This is a genomic window from Chelatococcus reniformis, from assembly GCF_014640075.1.
In the GTDB taxonomy this organism is placed as follows: Bacteria; Pseudomonadota; Alphaproteobacteria; order Rhizobiales; family Beijerinckiaceae; genus Camelimonas; species Camelimonas reniformis.
On the sequence record NZ_BMGG01000007.1, the window covers coordinates 112,860 to 130,429 of the forward strand.

Annotated in this window: 15 protein-coding genes; 7 read left to right on the forward strand and 8 right to left on the reverse strand. The window is 68.2% G+C overall.

Annotated features, from left to right (window positions below):
- Positions 1-575: 575 nt before the first annotated feature.
- The 7 genes from IEW34_RS19325 to IEW34_RS19355 all read left to right on the forward strand — a co-directional run bounded on the left by IEW34_RS19325 (position 576) and on the right by IEW34_RS19355 (position 7,331).
- Positions 576-2,240 (forward strand): GMC family oxidoreductase, encoded by a 1,665-nt coding sequence (locus tag IEW34_RS19325; protein WP_188610859.1) that lies wholly within the window; start codon positions 576-578, stop codon positions 2,238-2,240.
- A 185-nt stretch (positions 2,241-2,425) separates the two neighbouring features.
- Positions 2,426-2,629 carry a hypothetical protein gene (locus IEW34_RS19330; protein WP_188610860.1) on the forward strand — a complete coding sequence of 68 codons (204 nt, stop codon included), beginning with the start codon at positions 2,426-2,428 and terminating at the stop codon, positions 2,627-2,629.
- 444 nt (positions 2,630-3,073) lie between these two features.
- Positions 3,074-4,468, forward strand: a complete 1,395-nt coding sequence (locus tag IEW34_RS19335; protein WP_188610861.1) for a selenium-binding family protein — start codon at positions 3,074-3,076, stop codon at positions 4,466-4,468.
- A gap of 45 nt (positions 4,469-4,513) precedes the next feature.
- Positions 4,514-5,131 carry a hypothetical protein gene (locus IEW34_RS19340; protein WP_188610862.1) on the forward strand — a complete coding sequence of 206 codons (618 nt, stop codon included), beginning with the start codon at positions 4,514-4,516 and terminating at the stop codon, positions 5,129-5,131.
- A gap of 4 nt (positions 5,132-5,135) precedes the next feature.
- On the forward strand, positions 5,136-6,605 hold the full coding sequence (locus IEW34_RS19345; RefSeq protein ID WP_188610863.1) for an AMP nucleosidase: 1,470 nt from the start codon (positions 5,136-5,138) through the stop codon (positions 6,603-6,605).
- Between the two features lie 190 nt (positions 6,606-6,795).
- Complete coding sequence (locus IEW34_RS19350) at positions 6,796-7,083, forward strand: hypothetical protein (protein WP_188610864.1); 288 nt, start codon at positions 6,796-6,798, stop codon at positions 7,081-7,083.
- An 11-nt stretch (positions 7,084-7,094) separates the two neighbouring features.
- A complete protein-coding gene (locus IEW34_RS19355) occupies positions 7,095-7,331 on the forward strand; it encodes a hypothetical protein (protein ID WP_188610865.1) in 237 nt (78 codons plus the stop codon).
- A 205-nt stretch (positions 7,332-7,536) separates the two neighbouring features.
- Here IEW34_RS19355 and IEW34_RS19360 read toward each other — a convergent pair whose 3' ends face one another.
- The 8 genes from IEW34_RS19360 to IEW34_RS19395 form a co-directional block, all read right to left on the reverse strand.
- Entirely contained in the window at positions 7,537-8,703 is a 1,167-nt protein-coding gene (locus tag IEW34_RS19360; RefSeq protein WP_188610866.1) for an acetyl-CoA acetyltransferase, read from the reverse strand.
- Between the two features lie 215 nt (positions 8,704-8,918).
- On the reverse strand, positions 8,919-9,452 hold the full coding sequence (locus tag IEW34_RS19365; protein ID WP_188610867.1) for a GNAT family N-acetyltransferase: 534 nt from the start codon (positions 9,450-9,452) through the stop codon (positions 8,919-8,921).
- 264 nt (positions 9,453-9,716) lie between these two features.
- Complete coding sequence (locus IEW34_RS19370) at positions 9,717-12,038, reverse strand: N,N-dimethylformamidase beta subunit family domain-containing protein (RefSeq protein ID WP_188610868.1); 2,322 nt, start codon at positions 12,036-12,038, stop codon at positions 9,717-9,719.
- Positions 12,039-12,161: 123 nt separating this feature from the next.
- On the reverse strand, positions 12,162-13,859 hold the full coding sequence (locus IEW34_RS19375) for a branched-chain amino acid ABC transporter permease (RefSeq protein ID WP_188610869.1): 1,698 nt from the start codon (positions 13,857-13,859) through the stop codon (positions 12,162-12,164).
- A gap of 3 nt (positions 13,860-13,862) precedes the next feature.
- Positions 13,863-14,744, reverse strand: coding sequence for a branched-chain amino acid ABC transporter permease (locus IEW34_RS19380; protein ID WP_188610870.1), 882 nt, complete (start codon positions 14,742-14,744; stop codon positions 13,863-13,865).
- A gap of 3 nt (positions 14,745-14,747) precedes the next feature.
- Positions 14,748-15,506, reverse strand: a complete 759-nt coding sequence (locus tag IEW34_RS19385; protein WP_188610871.1) for an ABC transporter ATP-binding protein — start codon at positions 15,504-15,506, stop codon at positions 14,748-14,750.
- Positions 15,507-15,509: 3 nt separating this feature from the next.
- Positions 15,510-16,268, reverse strand: coding sequence for an ABC transporter ATP-binding protein (locus tag IEW34_RS19390; protein WP_188610872.1), 759 nt, complete (start codon positions 16,266-16,268; stop codon positions 15,510-15,512).
- On the reverse strand, positions 16,268-17,554 hold the full coding sequence (locus tag IEW34_RS19395) for an ABC transporter substrate-binding protein (RefSeq protein ID WP_188610873.1): 1,287 nt from the start codon (positions 17,552-17,554) through the stop codon (positions 16,268-16,270). The genes IEW34_RS19390 and IEW34_RS19395 overlap by 1 nt, the downstream gene beginning before the upstream one ends.
- Positions 17,555-17,570 lie beyond the last annotated feature (16 nt).

The window sequence follows — 17,570 nt, forward strand, 5'->3', positions numbered from 1 at the left end:
TAGCCGCGCGGGGGGCGGTTGCGACAACCCGCCAAGTCCGACGAATTGAGCCAACACGTTGACATAACTTGCGTATGTCCTAGCCAATCGAGCGCTTGACAGGTAGGTCATAACGCGGCCAATCATTTGGCCGCGTCCATCGACTCCTGGAGGGAGCTTGGTCCCCCACGGTGCCGCTCTGCGCGCTGTCGTCAGCTTCACCGGCACTCGTAGTGCCCGCCCCGACGATCGCGTCTGCGCCTGCCAGCGCCTCCAGCAGCGCCTGGCACCGCAAGTATCACCGAACCGCTGCGATGAGCGATGGATCTCGGAGCCGGCGCCTGGGACGGAGCCGCAAGCGAACGAACGTAACAGCGCATAGACCTCAAGAGGGGCGGCGCATGACGGAGGAAACATGGCCCCTCTAGCAGGCGCGCAGGATCTCGATCCCTTTGTCCGAGTACTTCTCGATGATGTCGCCGCAGCTATCGCGGACGCCGCTCGGGTGATCCGTGGCCGCCCCGCCTGGCAAGAGGCCTGACCGCCGGCCGGGCCAGCTGCGGACCACCAGATCAACGAACAGGGAGGGAGACACCATGCAGGGCGCATCCGAAGCCGACTATGTCATCGTGGGCGCCGGCTCGGCCGGCTGCGTGCTGGCCAACCGACTGTCTGCCGACGGGACGACGAAGGTGGTGCTGCTCGAAGCGGGCGGCGATGACCGTCCCACCAAGGAGCCCAGCCAGTTCTGGTCGAACCTGATGATCCACGTGCCGGTCGGCTATGCGCAAACCCTCAAGGATCCCAAGGTGAACTGGCTCTACACCACCGAGCCCGACCCGGGCACCGGCGGACGCGCCCACGTATGGCCGCGCGGCAAGGTGCTGGGCGGCTCCTCGTCCATCAACGGGCTCATCTACATCCGTGGCCAGCACGCCGACTACGACGGCTGGCGTCAGCTCGGCTGCACAGGCTGGGGATGGGACGACGTGCGTCCTTACTTCAGACGCGCCCAACATCAGGAGCGAGGCGCCTGCGAGCACCACGCGATCGGCGGCCCGCTCAACGTCTCGGACGCAACCACCACCCACGAGGTCTCGGACGCGGCCCTGGCCGCCTGCGAACAGGCCGGGCTCTCGCACCGGGACGTCAACGCCGGTGAGCAGGAGGGCGTCTGCTACTACCAGCTCACGGTCAAGAACGGCCGGCGGTGCTCGGCGGCGGTCGCCTACCTGCACCCGGCCATGGCTCGCCCGAATCTCCGCCTCGAGACGCGGGCGCTGGCGAGCCGGGTCGTGTTCGAAGGGCGGCGGGCGGTCGGCGTCGAGTTCGTGCAGAACGGCGCGCGGCACGTGGTGCGGGCGCGGCGCGAGGTGATCCTGTCGGGCGGCGCGGTCAACTCGCCCCAGCTGCTGCAGCTCTCGGGCATCGGCCCCGCGGCGCTCCTGCAGCAGCACGGAATCGCGGTGATCGCCGACCGGCCGGGCGTGGGGGAGAACCTGCAGGACCACTATGTCATCCCGATGCTGTACCGGCTGAAGCCCCATGTCGTCAGCGTGAACGAGCTGTCGCGCGGTGCGCGCCTTGTCGGCGAGACGATCAAGTATCTGGTCTACCGCAAAGGATTGCTGACGCTCTCGGCGGCCCACATCGCCGCCTTCGTCAAGTCCCGCCCGGACCTGGCCGGCCCCGACATCCAGTTTCACATTCTCCCGGCCAGCATCGATACGGACAAGCTCGCCCAGGGCAAGATGACGCTGGAGCAGAAGCCGGGATTGACGATTGCCCCATGCCAGCTCAGGCCGGAAAGCCGCGGCTGGATCCGCATCAAATCTGCCGATCCGACGGTCCATCCGTCGATCTTCGCCAACTACCTGTCCGATCCGCTCGATCAGGAGGTCGCCGTCGCATCGCTGGAGTGGGGGCGGCGCATCGCCGGCCAGGCAGCGCTTGCTCCCTACATCGATCACGAGCTCCTCCCGGGCGAACCAGCGGCCGGGCCCGAAGCTCTGCTTGCGTTCGCCCAGGCGGCGGGCACGACGATCTACCACCCGGTGGGGACCTGCAAGATGGGCGAGGATCCGATGGCCGTGGTGGACGCGGAGCTGCGTGTCGGAGGGGTCGAGGGCTTGCGCGTGGTCGACGCTTCGGTAATGCCGCGCCTGGTGAGCGGCAACACGAACGCGCCGACGATCATGATCGCCGAAAAGGCGGCCGACATGATCTTGGGCCGTGTGCCGGCCGCGGCGGTCGCGGCCTGACACACGCAAGCCTGGGACGCCGGCACGGCGCCGGAGGCGGGGACCCTCGCCTTCGGCTGCCTCCGTCGCCCGCGACCGCCCCCGGCCATGCCGCGCCTTTGAGGGGGGACCCCGCACGATCGCCAAAAGTGCACTATCTATAGAGGCATGCCCCGGCGGCTGCACGCTTTGCCCAGGAGGTTCACATGCCCAATAGTTCCCTGACGATCGAGGAGCTCGACCAGCGCATCAGGGTCGTAAGGGAAAACCTCCGCGCACTGATCGAGCAGGCGGCGGCGTTCTCGGGCGCGGCGGACGAGGACCTGATGTCGCGGCGCATCGCCGACCAGGAGGAGCAGCTCGAAGCGCTGACGCGGCAGCGCGACGAACTCGACGGATCGAAGACTTAAGCCCGCGCCTCGGTCCGCCGCGGCAGGCCGGGAATTCGTTGCCCGGCGGGAGCCGGGTGCGAGGCCGCGGCCCAGGGATGCCGCCCGGCGGCCCGGCGCGTCTTAGACATAGGCAGCCGCCTGGCAGGCCCGGCCCACGTCGCTAGCGTTCGTCCGCGTTGGCGCGACAGGGCGGGAGAAGATCATTGCACTGCTCGGGCCCAAAGGCAGCCGGGCTGCTCGGCGCATCCTTGATCGGGGCCGTCTGGGTTCCTTCTATACGTTCGCGGCCCGAGTGGTTCGGCTATTCCCTTCTTCTACTGGTATCAGCTTGCCGCCCCGCCGTTCGTCCCGATAGGCGAACACGGCGATTGTTTGTTCGTCGCGCGACGAGGACATCCGAGATCCGGGGCGGTACAGTGGGCTGCTGGCCGACAACGCTCGTGCCGCCCCGGGAGGATCCTCATGGCAAGCTGGAGACCCGACCCTTCATTTTATCCTTCGCCGCGTATGGCGGCCAAGGCGAAGCCCGAGAGCCTGGCCTACGTGGCGGCCTTCGATCCCGACCGCAGCAAACCCGACGCCATCGCCGTGGTCGACGTGGATCCGGCGTCTGCCACCTACTCTCAGATCGTCGGCCAAGTCGATATGCCGAATACCGGCGACGAGCTGCATCACTTCGGCTGGAACGCCTGCTCGTCGTGCCTGTGCCCGAACGCGCCGCATCCCCATATGGAGCGGCGCTATCTCGTCGTGCCGGGCCTGCGCTCATCGCGCCTGCACATCGTCGACACCAAGCCCGATCCCCGCAAGCCCAGCATCGTGAGGGTGATCGAGCCGGAGGAGGTGGCCGAGAAAGCCGGCTACACGCGCCTCCACACCACCCATTGCGGCCCTGAGGGCATCTACGTCAACGCCCTCGGCAACGCCGAGGGCAAGGCGCCCGGCGGCATCTTCCTGCTCGATCCCGAGAGCTTCGACGTGCTCGGCCAGTGGGAGATGGATCGGGGCCCACAGCAGCTGGCCTATGACTTCTGGTGGCATCTGGGCCACGACACGATGATCACCAGCGAGTGGGGCACGCCCGACACCTTCGAGAACGGGCTGGTGCCGGAGGTGCTGCTCGGCAGCAAGTACGGCCGGCGCCTCCACTTCTGGGACCTGCACAAGCGCAAGCACATCCAGGAGATCGACTTCGGCGAGGAGCACCAGCTGGTGTTCGAACTGCGGCCGGCGCACGATCCCACCAAGGCCTACGGTTTCGTCGGCTGCGTCATCAGCCTGAAGGACCTGTCGGCCTCGATCTGGACCTGGTACCGGGACGGCGACAAGTGGGCCGTCAAGAAGGTGATCGAGATCCCGGCCGAGCCGGCCGATCCGAGCCTGCTGCCGCCGGTGCTGCAAGGCTTCAAGGCGGTCGCGCCGCTGGTCACCGACATCGACCTGTCGATGGACGATCGCTTCCTCTACGTCTCCTGCTGGGGCACCGGCGACATGATCCAATACGACGTGTCGGATCCGTTCGCACCCAAGGAGACCGGGCGGGTGCGCATCGGCGGCATCGTCTCGCGGGCCGGCCATCCCGGCGCCAAGGCGGCCGCGCTCAATGGCGGCCCACAGATGGTCGAGATCAGCCGCGACGGCCGCCGGGTCTACTTCACCAACTCGCTCTACGGCGCCATCGACCCGCAATTCTACCCCGAGGGCATCGACGGCTGGATGGTCAAGCTCGACGTGGGCGAGAACGGCGGCATCGCCTTCGACGACAAGTTCTTCGTCGACTGGCCGAAAGGCCATCGCCCGCATCAGGTGCGGCTAGAGGGAGGCGACTGCTCGTCCGATTCCTACTGCTATCCCTGATGCGCGCGCCGCCCGACCGCACGCGCCCGATCGCGGCAGCCTGACATGTCGCCCTGGCTGGTGCTCGCCGGCCTCGGCGTCTTCCACGGGCTCAACCCGGCCATGGGCTGGCTGTTCGCCGTGGCCCTCGGCCTGCACCGCGGCAGCCGGCGCGCCCTATGGCTGTCGCTGATGCCGATCGCGCTGGGGCATGCGGCGTCCGTGGCCGTCGTCGTCGCCGCGGTGGTGGCGCTCGGCTTCGTCGTCGAGCTTCACTGGCTGAACCGGGCGGCCGGGTTGCTGCTCATCGGCTGGGCCACCTGGCAGGCGTTCGGCGGCCACCGCCACCGCGTGCGCGTGGGCATGCAGACCGGGCTCGCCGGGCTCGGCCTCTGGTCCTTCCTGATGGCGACCGGCCACGGCGCGGGCCTGATGCTGATCCCGGTGGTCATCCCCCTGTGCCTGGCCGCAGCGCCGGCGCAGGAGCTGACCGCGCAAGGCTCGCTGCCGCTGGCGCTGGCGGCCGTGGGCGTGCATACGGCGGCGATGCTGGTGACCATCGCGGTGGTGGCGACCGCCGTCTACGAGTGGATCGGGCTCGCCTTCCTGCGGCGTGGCTGGATCAATCTCGACTATCTCTGGATCACCGCCTTGGCGGCGAGCGGCCTCATCCTCATGATATGAGAGCATGACACACGACACGGACTTCGCCGCGGCGGCCACGGCACGGGAGGCGGTGGAGCGGCTGGCGGCGCTCTACACGCAGGCGACCGGCACGCTGCGCCAGGCGCTCGATGGCTACCTCTCATCCCGCCGCCTGCCGAGCCCGCAGGAGCAGGCCCTGTTTCGCTATCCGGCGCTGCGCGTCACCTATCATCCCCAGGGGCTGATGCCGACGTCGCCGCGCTCCTACGCCAAGTTCCAGGGGCCGGGCGTCTATGTGACGACCGTCACTCACCCGCAGACCTTCCGCAACTATCTGGAGCAGCAGCTGACCCTGCTCATGGGCGACTACGGTGCCACCGTGGAGGTCGGGCTGTCGCGGCAGGACATTCCCTATCCCTACGTGGTCGAGCGCGGCGACGAGTTCGGCGGCTCGGGGGTGACGGCGGCCGAGCTCGCCCGCTATTTCCCGACGCCGCTCCTGGCGGAGGTGGGCGATGAGATCGCCGACGGCTCCTGGGACATCATCCCCGGCCGGCCCTTGCCGCTGGCCCTGTTCGATGCCGTGCGCGTCGACTTCTCGCTCAAGCGCCTGGTCCATTACACCGGCAGCGACTGGCGCTTCGTGCAGCCGTGGATCATGCTCACCAACTACCACCGCTACGTCGACCAGTTCGTGCGCCACGGGCTGGCCGAGCTGCAAAAGGGCGGGCGGTTCACCAGCCTCGTGCTGCCCGGCAACACGGTGATCGACCGCTCCATGTCGGAGGCCGAAGGCATGCAGCGCATCGCCGGCGTCGCCTGGCACCGCTTCCAGATGCCCGCCTATCACCTCAGGGCGGAGGACGGCCACGGCGTCACCCTGGTCAACATCGGCGTCGGCCCCGCCAACGCCAAGAACATCACCGACCACCTGGCGGTGCTGCGGCCACACTGCTGGCTGATGATCGGCCATTGTGGGGGCCTGCGGCAGTCGCAGACCATCGGCGACTACGTGCTCGCCCACGCCTACCTCCGCCGCGACGGCGTGCTCGACAGCGCCGTGCCGACCGACATTCCCATTCCGGCCCTGGCCGAAGTGCAGGTAGCCTTGCAGGAGGCGGCGGCCGAGGTCACAGGGGAGGCCGGCGTCTCCCTGAAGCGGCGGCTGCGAACCGGCACCGTGCTCACCTACGACGACCGCAATTGGGAGCTGCGCTGGAGCCAGGAGCGGCGGCGCATCAACCTGTCGCGCGCCATCGCCGTCGACATGGAGAGCGGCACCATCGCAGCTCAAGGCTATCGGCTCCGCGTGCCTTACGGCACGCTGCTCTGCGTCTCCGACAAGCCGCTGCACGGCGAGATCAAGCTGCCCGGTGCCGCCAGCGCCTTCTACGAGCGGGCGGTGGAGGAGCACATGACCATCGGGCTCGCCGCGCTCAACCTGCTGCGCAGCCGGCTCGACCAGATGCATTCGCGCAAGCTCAGAAGCTTCGACGAGCCGCCGTTCCGGTAGACGTCGGTCCGGGCGTCGCGAGGCGAGGCCGGGACGGGCCCCCGCCGGCAGATCGTCCGCGGCCGCCGGCCCCCAGCGCCGCTGTTTGCATTCGGAAATAATTCGTCATGCGTTTGCACACGAGCGCCACCCGCCGGCCCGCCCCACCAGTGACAGGAGGAAGCGAAGACAACCAGGCCGGGGATCGCGGATGGCGACGACGGGGAGGGGGCTCGCTCTGGTCACCAGGCGCGCCATCGTGATCGCGGCCGCCGTCCTCCTCTGGATCGGGCCTTTCATCTTCACGGTGGCCCGCCGCTCGTCCGGGATGCCGCAGCCGACGGGCGCCGCGCCGGCGCGCGCCCTGGCGGACGCCTTCCTATCCGACGACATCGCACGCAGCCGCGGGCAGCCGGCGCTCCTCGCGCGGCTGATCGCTGCGGGCAAGGCGGCGATCGCGTGGCGGGTGGAGCGATCGCCCCATATATCCCGGCGGTAGGGAGAACCGCCATGGGCATCAAAGTCATCGCCGCCGCGGCAACGCTCGCGCTTGCGGCCCAGGTCGCCGCCGCGGAGCCGGCCCCCGGCCGTCAGCGCCAGCCCGACGCCGCCGCTGCCCACCGGCAGGCGCGAGCCGGCGGCGAGATCTGTCCGCGCATCTGCCCGCGGGACACCACGCCGTGTGATCCGATCAGCTTCAAGATCGCGGACGGCCGCTGCAACCCGATGGCCGTCACCGGGCCGTAGTGCATTTCCGCGTTTTCTTCGAATCGCCGGAATGCTCTATCTGTTTGATTTGCCGCGTTTTCTTCACGCGAACCGGCGTCCACTTCGCTCAAAAACGCTCTAGGCGAGCCCCGATCGCCGTCGTCAGGCTCGCCTGCCAAGAGGAAAAATGGCCAAGGTCGATCGGGGCGGGGCTCTGCGCCCCGCCCCGATCGGCGCAAGGTGCTTACCGCAGGCGCTCGAGCACGCTCACGTAGTTGGCGACGGCGGCGCCACCCATGTTGAAGATGCCGGCCAGCTTGGCATTGGGGATCTGGATGCCGCCGGCCTCGCCCGTCAGCTGCATGGCGCTCAGCGCGTGCATGGAGACGCCGGTGGCGCCGATGGGATGGCCCTTGGCCTTGAGCCCGCCTGAGGGGTTGACCGGCAGCTTGCCGTCCTTCTGCGTCCAGCCCTCGGCGACGGCGCGGGCGCCCTGGCCCTCCGGCGTGAGGCCCATGGCCTCGTATTCGATGAGCTCGGCGATGGTGAAGCAGTCGTGCGTCTCGACGAAGGAGAGGTCGCTGAGCGCCACGCCGGCCTTGGCCAGCGCCTGCTGCCAGGCCTCGGTGCAGCCTTCGAACTTCAGGATGTCGCGCTTCGACATGGGCAGGAAGTCCTGGGCATGGCCGGTGCCCCGGAAGACGACGGCGCGCGGCATCTTGAGCGCCGTGTCGACGTCGGCGATCACCACCGCGGCGGCGCCGTCCGACACCAACGAGCAGTCGGTGCGCTTCAAGGGGCCGGCGACGAAGGGGTTCTTGTCGCTCTCCTGGCGGCAGAAGTCGTAGCCGAAGTCCTTGCGCATCTGCGCATAGGGGTTGTCGACGCCGTTCTTGTGGTTCTTGGCAGCGATCATCGCGAGGGCGTCGGACTGGTCGCCGTGGCGCTGGAAGTAGGCGTCGGCGATCTTGCCGAAGACGCCGGCGAAGCCGCCTTGGATCTCGCTATCCTCCTTGAGGTAGGAGGCGCGCAGCAGGTTCTGGCCGATCTGCGGGCCGGGCGTGGTGGTCATCTGCTCGACGCCGACGACGAGGACGATGCGGCCGGCCTTGGCCTCGATGGTGCGGATGGCCTGGTGCACGGCGGCGGAGCCGGTGGCGCAGGCGTTCTCGACGCGCAGCGCCGGCTTGAAGCGGAGCCGGTCATCCGCCTGCAGCACCAGCGACGCGGTGAAGTCCTGGGCCGAGAAGCCGGCGTTGAAGTGGCCGAGCACGATCTCGTCGACCTCCTTGGGGCCGATGCCGGCGTGCTCCATGGCCTCGTTCGCCACCCGCACGACCAGGCTTTCGACGGTCTCGGTGTCGAACTTGCCGAAGGGCGTGTGGGCCCATCCTACGATCGCTGCGGTCATGGTCTGCTCCTCGCTGCGGCCGCCGCGGCGGGCGGCCCCTGGACTCATTGTGTGGATACACGGTCGAGAGTTCAAGCGCACGATAATGCATGGGCGGCAAGGCTGGCTACCGGTTTCGCCATGGTGCGGCAAGCCACTCGGGGCACGTCCCCGCGGGGCCGAGATGGCGGGGGGAGCGCTGCGGCTTCGCCGCCGGATCCTCGCCGGGCCGGCGATCACCCGTGGCCGGGCAGGGGGCCGGGCGGAGCCTGATCGAGCACGATCTGCATCAGCACCAGGTCGAGCCAGCGGCCGAACTTGGTGCCCACCTGCGGCATATAGGCGACCTGGCGGAAGCCCACGTCGGCGTGGAGCGCGATCGAGGCGGTGTTGCCGGCCTCGATGCCGGCGACCATCACATGCTTGCGGGCCTGCCGCGCACGGGCGATCAGTGAGGCCATCAGGCCCCGGCCGATGCCGCGCCGGTGCTGGCCCGCCGCCACGTAGATGGAATCCTCGACGGTGTGGCGGTAGCCGGGCCAGACGCGGAAGTCGCCGAAGGTGGCAAAGCCCACCACCGTGTCCTCGATCTCGGCGACGAGCACCGGATAGCCGCGCCCCTGCCGCTCCCTGAGCCACGCCTCCCGTCCGGCGAGCGTGGACGGCTCCTCGGTCCACACCGCCGTCGTCTCCAGCACGCCGTAGTTGTAGATCAACAGAATGGCGCGCGCATCGGCGAGGTGCGCGTCGCGGATCAGCAGGGAGGACATGGCGAAAGAGCTCCGGCGCCGCGGGAAGCTGGTCAGGTCGCCTCCGCCTCCCTCCGCGTCGTGGGCCGGGCCACCCGGTCATCCATCTGCTGAGAAACGCGCCTCTCGGCCAGCACAGTTGATGTCACGTTGATTGCCGCGATGGCCGAACGGGTCAAGCCCGCACATCGGCTGTGGGTGGTGATGGCCTGGGCAAGCGGCCATCCCCCTTAAGATGCGTTGCGGCGGAGCCCGATCAATCCGCCGGGGGCAGGCCAATTCTCCCTACTTCCATTGCTTCTCGTCGTTCACCCACAGCGCGCCGGGCAGCCGCCCCGGGGCGATGAAGGCATCCACGAGGTTGCCGAGCAGGGTGGAGATATTGTTGGCGAAGCCGTTGGCCGGCAGGGCCTGGCCGAAGGCGATCGAGCCGGTGCTGAACACCGCGCCGTCGTTGGGCGCGGTGAAATAGACCATGTCGGAGCGAATGCGGTAGTCCTGCGAGCCGGCGAGCCCGGGATAGGGGTAGAGGATCTCCTCGATGGACAGCATGTAGTTGTCGCTGTGGCCGCCGGACGAGGCGACGATGCGCGCGTGCGGCGGCGTGCCGTAGTTCAGGTCGTAGCGGTCGAGCTCCAGGCCCGCGGCGCCACCGTAGGCGAGGCCCGTTTCGCCCAGCATCTCGCCCTCGATTCCCTTCATCATCCACGACACGGTGCGGTGGTAGCTGTCGGGCATGCGCCGGTAGGGTCGGCTGGTCTCGAAGCCCTCGGCGATGAAGCCGACGCCGACGAGCTTCTGCGGCGGCCGGCCGAGGTTCTTCCACAGGCCGCTCTTCTGCCCGGTCGTGGCGAGGTAATGCTCGCCGGGCCGGGCCGCCCAGGCGCGCATGCCGGAATCGAGCTTGCGCACCTCCATGATCCACGGCTCGTCGTCGCGGAAGGCCACATTCCAGTAGTAGCCGTTGCCGCCCATGTAGATGTAGCGGCCGCCGCCGGCGATATAGTCTTCGGTGGCATCGAGCATCCGCTCCGAATAGTATTCGGGGTGGGTGCCGGAGAGGACGCAGGCGTAGCTCGCGATGGCGTCGAGGCCCTCCACGTGCAGGTCCTCGTCGGTGAGCACGTCGTAGGCGTAGCCCTTGTGCTCCAGCCAGGCCAGGATGGAGAGATCGGCCGCGAAGCCCCAGGTCACGCCCATGCTCGAGATGCGATATTTCGGGCGCATGTTGAGGATCGGCCGGCGGTAGGACGAGTAGCAGACGCCGTTGCCGTCGGCCCAGGCGTCATAGGTGGAGAGGCCGAACTCCCAGTTCTTGTACATCTCGATGTCGACTTCCGAGACGATCGGCGGCTGGCCGGTCATCGGCTGGATGATCTGCGCATCGAAGCTCAGGTGCTCGTTGGCGTAGGCGAGATAGCTCGCCGTCGGGAACAGCAGCGCCACCTTGCCGGCGGGGATCGTGGGCCGCACGAAGAAGACGACCCGTTCCTCGCCGAGGCCAACGCCGTCCCCGGCCCGCAGGCGAAAGGCGTAGACGCCGCTCTTCAGCGTCTCCGGCAGGCGCACAGTGCGCGTCAGCGCCCAGTTGCAGTCGATCATCGCGTCGTAGTGGAACTCGACGCCTCCGTATTCCTCGGGGGCCAGGCGGAAGCAGTCGTTGCGGCCGTTCCAGTTCCAGCCGGTCTGCGCGCGCACCGGCCGATTGTAGCCCCTGGCGTCGAGCTTGTGGGGGCCGGCGTCGATGACCACGTCGCCGATGCCGCGATCGGTGTAGCCGGCGGTGGTGTCCCAATAGGCCACCATGCCGTCGGGCGGCGGCAGCGCGCCGCCTTTGATGGCGTCGAACTCCGCCTCGCCGAGCACGCGGCCGTGCACGCCGGGCCGGTCGATCTTGCCGCAATAGGTCTGCGAGACGAAATGGCCGCGGGCCTCGTGAAAATCCCGTGTGCCGGCGATGAGGAAGGGCGTGTCGGGCAGGTGCTTGGGGCGGAAGCGGAAGGTCTCCGCCACGTGGGAGCGGAAGTCGATTGGGGCGACGCGGCCGAGCAGGCCGTTGTAGCGGTTGGCGACGCTCTCCTGGTGCACCGTGGCGCGGCCGCTCGCCGGGTCGAAGGTGGCGGCGACGAAATACCAGGTCTTGGCGATCAGCGGCACCTCGGCCTCGACGTAGTCGACCTCGTCGCCGCGGCCGACCCAGAACTCCAGATGCCCCTTTCGGTTGATGCCGAGGGCATAGCCCATGTTCCTGTCGTTGTCCCAGCGGCCGAGAAGGCCCTGGCGCTGCCCGGCCTCCGGCAGGCCCGGATAGATGAAGGCATGGAGCGTGAGCGGCCCCTCGAGCGCCAGCACGGCCTCGGGGTCGGCGACCTCGAGGAAGGAGCCCACCTGGGTATACTGCTTGCGCACCGGCCAGGGGCCGTCGGCCTCGCAGGCGACCTCCTCCTCCAGGAAGCCGGGCCCGTCCGGATGCTCGTCGCCATGGATCAGGCGCACGAGCTTGGCCTCGGCTTCGCTGACGCCGTCAGCCGAGACGAAGACGTCGATCGACTGGCCCGGCTTCACCGAGATCTTGTCGGTGTAGCCGAAGATCTTAACCTCTGCCATTGCGTACTCCGGCGGTCCTGGCCGTTTCACCGATCCCGCAGCCGGCGACGTGCTTCGGGCTCTTGTGTTGACGCGTCGTCTTCACGCGGATCGGTCCACGTCCCTCGAAAGCGCCCTTAGCGCTCATGTCTCCAACAGGTCCTGGACCCGGCGCAGGAACACCCCGTGATAGGCCTCGTCCTGGGTCGGGTAGACCTTGTCCTCGACGATGCGAGGCGCGACGCCGCGCTGGCCGGACAGGGCGACGATGCGGTAGGCCTGGAACGGCTTCACCACGGTGATGGCGTATTTGTCGGCGAGGGGGGCGCGTCGGAAGTAGAGCAGCAGGCGCTCCAGGGGCTCGCTGTGCTGGCCCAACGGGCTCTTGCGGTGCTCCTCGATGATCTCCGGCGAGATCAGGCTCTTGAGGTAATCTCGCTGCATCTTGTCGTAGCGGCGCCAGTAGATGAGATCCTTGTCCTTGGTCTCGGTGGCTTCTTCGGGCAGCATCTCGCCTCCTTTCTCGGCGCGCCTGGACCGCCGCTCGCTCTTCTTCTTGTCGCGCCAGGCGCCGAACTGCGCCTTGATGCCGAACAGGCCGCCCTTCAGGAACAGCACCACGCCGAGCATGATGAGACCGATCAGGATGAGCCGGATCGGGCCGGTGGCGATCAGCACCTTGTCGAGGAAGATGACGATGGCGGTGCCGACCACCGCGCCCTCGGCGCGGCCGATGCCGCCGATGACCAGCATGGCGAGGCCGAGCAGCACCGTGTCGAAGCTGAAGATGGAGAAGGACACGCCGCGATAGTGGGCGGTGTAGAAGCCGCCGATGAAGCCGAGCCCGATCGACGAGATGATGAACACCCAGATGCGGGCCCGGCGAAAGTTGACGCCGGTCGCCTCGGCGAAGGCCTCGCGCTTCTCCGGCGCCATCTTGAGGATGCGGCCGAGCCGGCGCCCGTCGACGAACCGGTACAGGATCAGCGCTGCGACCATCAGGGCAAAGCAGGCGTAATAGGCCAGCAACGACTGGCTTTCCTGGCTCCAGCTCTGAGGAATGTAGGTGTCGGCCCCGTAGAGGCCGCCGGTCGACGAGCCGAACTGCTTGGATTGCAGCGTGTAGACGCGGCAGAGCTCGTTAAGGCCGATGGTCAGGAGCGCGTAGTAGAAGCCGTCCAGGCGGATCGCCGGGATGGCGATGATCAGCCCGAACACGAGCCCGATCGCCGACCCAACCAAGGGCAGCGTCCACCACGGCAGGCCCATGTGGATCGACAGCCAGGCGGTGCCGAAGGCGGCGGCGCCGACCACGGCGTAGCTCGCCAGCGAGTAGATGCCCGCGGTGCCGATGATCAGCATCCAGCACAGGTTGATCGCCGCGTAGATGCCGAAGGTGGCGCCTGCAGTCATCAGCGTGTTCTGGAAATCCGCGGGCATGACGGCGGGCGCGAGCAGCAGGGCGACCAGCCCGAGCACCCACCAGATCGGGCGCTTGTCGACGATGGTCTTCTCGCGCCTCAGCGTCTTGGGATTGTACTCGCCGCGAATGTGGAGAACGCGCCGCCGGGTTGGCCAGTAACGCATCCGCTGCCACAGGCGCCCGCCGTGACCGGGCCATTTGTGGTAGTAGCGCAGCCGCCCCACCGGCAGCAGCGGCGCCTTCGATTCCCGCGTCCGCACCCAGACCTCGCGCGGGTCGCGGTGCGGGTTGGACGGGATTTCCTCCTCGGCGCCCTCGGCGCCCCAGGGGTGGAGCGGATTGCGCCAGGTGCTCGCCGGCGTGTCCGGTACGTCGGCGGTTGCGGTGCCGGGCCGAAGGCGCTGCTCCACGTCAACCATGGCTCAGGCCTCCCGGGCGCGGTCGAGGATGCCAGCGATGCCGCGGGGGCGCATCAGCAGGATCAGGATGATCAGCAGGAATTGGGTGATGAGCACGTACTGGCCGCCCATCAGGCGCGCCGTGAGCGCCTCGTTGAGGCCGAGCAGCACCGCGGCGATGACGGCGCCGCGCACGCTGCCCAGGCCGCCGCAGAGCGCGATGCTGACGCCCTTGATCATCGGCGCCAGGCCGCCGAACGGCGAGATGTAGTAGGTCTGCGACAGCAGCACGGCGGCAAGGCCCGCCAGCCCCCCGGTGATGGCCATGACGTAAAAGCCGGTGCGGCGCACGCCGATGCCGACGATGGCCGCGGCGTGCGGATTCATCATCATGGCGCGGATCTCGAGCCCCCGGCGGCTGGAACGCATCCACATGAGCACGGCCGTGACCACGGCGATGGAGACGACGACGTTGCCCACCTTGTCTGCGGTGAGCACCACGCCGGCGAGGCTGATCTTCCAGCTGCCGAAGATCTCGGGCAGGTTCTTGGCCCGGGGGCCGAAGATGGCGAGCAGTGCCTGGCCACCGATGAGGCTGATGGCGAGCGTGGCGATCAGGCCGCGCACGGTGAAGTTTGGCTTGTCGTGGATGGGGATGAAGGCCAGAGCGCAGACCAGCAGGCCGCCCAGCGCCCCGGTGAGCACGCCGCAGGCGACCACGACGACACCGTTGGTGGAGATGTGCTGGGCGCCGAGCCAGGCGCCGTAGCCGGAGAGTGCGAAGATGAAGCCGTAGGCCAGGTTGATCAGGCCGACGCTCGACCAGGTGATCGACAGGCCGATGGCCAGCGTGCCGTAGATGCAGGCGAGCACGACGGCATTGGTGATAATGAAGCCCAGATCCATCGCTTACAGCTCCCGCCGGGTCTGGAAGGCGAGCGCGGCCGACGCTTCGCCCTTGAGCTTGCCCACATGCATGCCGATGATGCGGTCGACCTTGCCCTCGAGCAGGGCCACGTTCTGCTCGGCGATGACCATGGCCGAGCTCCCGAGCTCGACGCTCATGAGCGCCGCCATGACGCTCTTGCCGGCCTTAGGGGCCAAACCCAGCGACGGTTCGTCGACCAGGAACAGGGAGGCCTCCGCCATCAGCCCGCGGCCGATGGAGACCATGCGCCGCTCGCCGCCGGACAGGCGCCCGACGGGCGTGTCCATCAACTTGACGAGCGGCGGGAAGATCGCCAGCACCCGTTCCTTGCGCTGCTTGCGCTCACGCCAGGCGCGCGGCGTGAAGGCGCCGGAATCCAGGTGCTCCCCCACGGTCAGGCCGTGGAAGATCTCGTCGCCCTGGGGGATCAGCGCCAGGCCCTGGCGCACCACCAGATGCGTGAAGCGGCCGGGGCCCTGGCTGCGGGTGCGGCCGACCTCCACGCCATTCAGGCGGATCGAGCCGCGCTGCCAGCCGGTGAGACCGGCGATGGCATAGAACAGGGTCGACTTGCCGTGGCCGTTGAGGCCGACCAGCCCGACCCGCTCGCCGGAATAGACGATGAAATCGAGGGCGTGGATCACCCGCATCGGCCCGTAGCCGGCGGAGAGGCCCTTCACATTGAGGATCTCGTGCTTGGCAGGGGCGCCCCCTGGGGCGGCGATGGCCGCGGCGTCCATCGCTCAGGCCTCCTCGTCCGCCATCTCGAAATAGGCCGCATGCACCTTGGGATCGGCCAGGATCTCCTTGAGCGAGCCGTGGGCGATGGCTTCGCCCGCATCCATGACCATGACCCGGTCGGCAATCTGTTCCAAGAGCTCGATGCGATGCTCGACGATGATGATCGCCACGTTCATCTCCTTGGAGAGCATGCGGATGAGGTGGTCGATCTCGTCGACTTCGGAGTTGATCAGGCCGGCCGCCGGCTCGTCCATGAGCAGCAGCGGCGGCCGCCGCATGAGCAGGCAGGCGAGCAGCAGCTTGCGCCGGTTCATGGTCTCCAGCCGCGCCGTCGGCTCCTCGTCGCGCGCGTGGAGGCCGACGAGCTCGGCGCCGTATTCGGCGTCGAAGCGGGTGAGGTAGGGCCGGTAGGCCTGGCGCGTGGCCTTGAAGGTCTCGCCGACGGTGAGTTCGTCCGGCACCACCGGCGTCTGGTAGGTGCGGCCGATGCCGAGCCGGGCCCGGGCGTGCAGCGGCAGGCCCGTCACGTCGCGGCCCTCGAACAGGACGCGACCGCTCTTGGGCCTGAGGCGGCCAGAGAGCACCTCGAACAGGCTGGTCTTGCCGGCCCCGTTGGGGCCGATGATGCCGAGCACCTCGCCGCGGCGCACCTCGAGGCTGATGCCGTGCAGGATGGCACGACCACCGAGGTCGAGCCTGATGTCCTCGCAGCCGAACAGCGGGGCCCCCGGGGCGGAGGATGCCGCAGGAGCCGCGGGCATCAGCTCCACCACGGCGCCGGCTTGAGCGTCGCTTCCTTGATCTCGTAGGGGTAGATGATCTTGTGCTCGCCATCCTGCACCTGGACGTAGAGCTGGCTCATGCCCTTCTCGAGCTCGGTCGCTGTGACGGCAAAGCCGTTGTCGGGGAAGTGGGCGGCCTCCTGATATTCGTTGTTCATGTCCATGTAGCCGCACACGCCGCGGAACGGATGGGTGCGGATCCAGTCGCATGCGGCCTTGAAGTTGCTGGGATCGCCCGTCGCCTCCCAGGCGGCCTTCAGGTAGTAGGCGATGTCATAGCCGTTGCCGGTGTAGACGAGGCCCATGATGCCGGGGAAGCGCGCCTTGTATTTCTTGCGGAAGGCGTTGCCCTTCTCGTCGGCGTAGACGCCGAGCACCGTGCTCCAGCAGAAGCCGTTGGCGGCCGAGCCGGCGAGCGTCAGGAACTCCGGCTGCGAGGGCCCGTACTGGAGATAAACCAGCGAGTTCGGCACCGGATCGGCCTGGAACTGCTTGCAGAACGCGGCGTATTCGGCGGCGACCCAGTGGTCGATCATGATGGCGCCGGCGTCGACCGCCTTGAGCTCCTGGATCACCGGCCCCCAGTCCTGCACCGGGAACTGGATGTCGGTCACCTTGGCGACCTCGAAGCTGCTCTTCTTCAGGGCCTCCTGGGCGGCGCGCGAGATCGTCTGGCAATAGGCGACCTGCTCCTGGACGATATGGACCTTGCGGTTCTTGGGCTTCCAGTTGCCGCTGTCCTCCATCGCCTTGAGCCAGATCGGGTACGTATAGCCGTAGTGCACTTCCGAGGGGTCGGTCTGGAAGATGTGGCTGTACTTCTGCGGATCCTTCTTGAAGGCTTCGGTGGCGGCGCGCTGGGTATTGCCCTGCACGTAGGGGCATTTGTACTTGGCCGACGCGTCCATGGCCGGGATCGGCACGAACAGGAATGCGTTGGAGATGGCGTGCACCTTGGCGTCGACGCAGGCGGCGATGGCCTGCTGGCAGCTCTCCGGCGAAAGCTTGTCGACGTCGGTGACGAACAGCTTGAGCGGGCGGCCGTTGATGCCGCCGGCGGCGTTGATCTCCTCCATGGCGAGCGTCGTGCCGTTCAGGTGATCGAGGTCGTCGGCGACGCCGGCGGCGGCGGTCTGGCTGGTCGGCACGCCGAGCACGATGGGGTCGGCCGCCCAGGCGGACCGCATCAAGAATGGGCTTGGGAGTGCGGCGGCGGCACCGCCGGCGGCGGCAACTTTCACGAGCGAGCGGCGACTGATCTTCATGATCCAAATCCCCTTG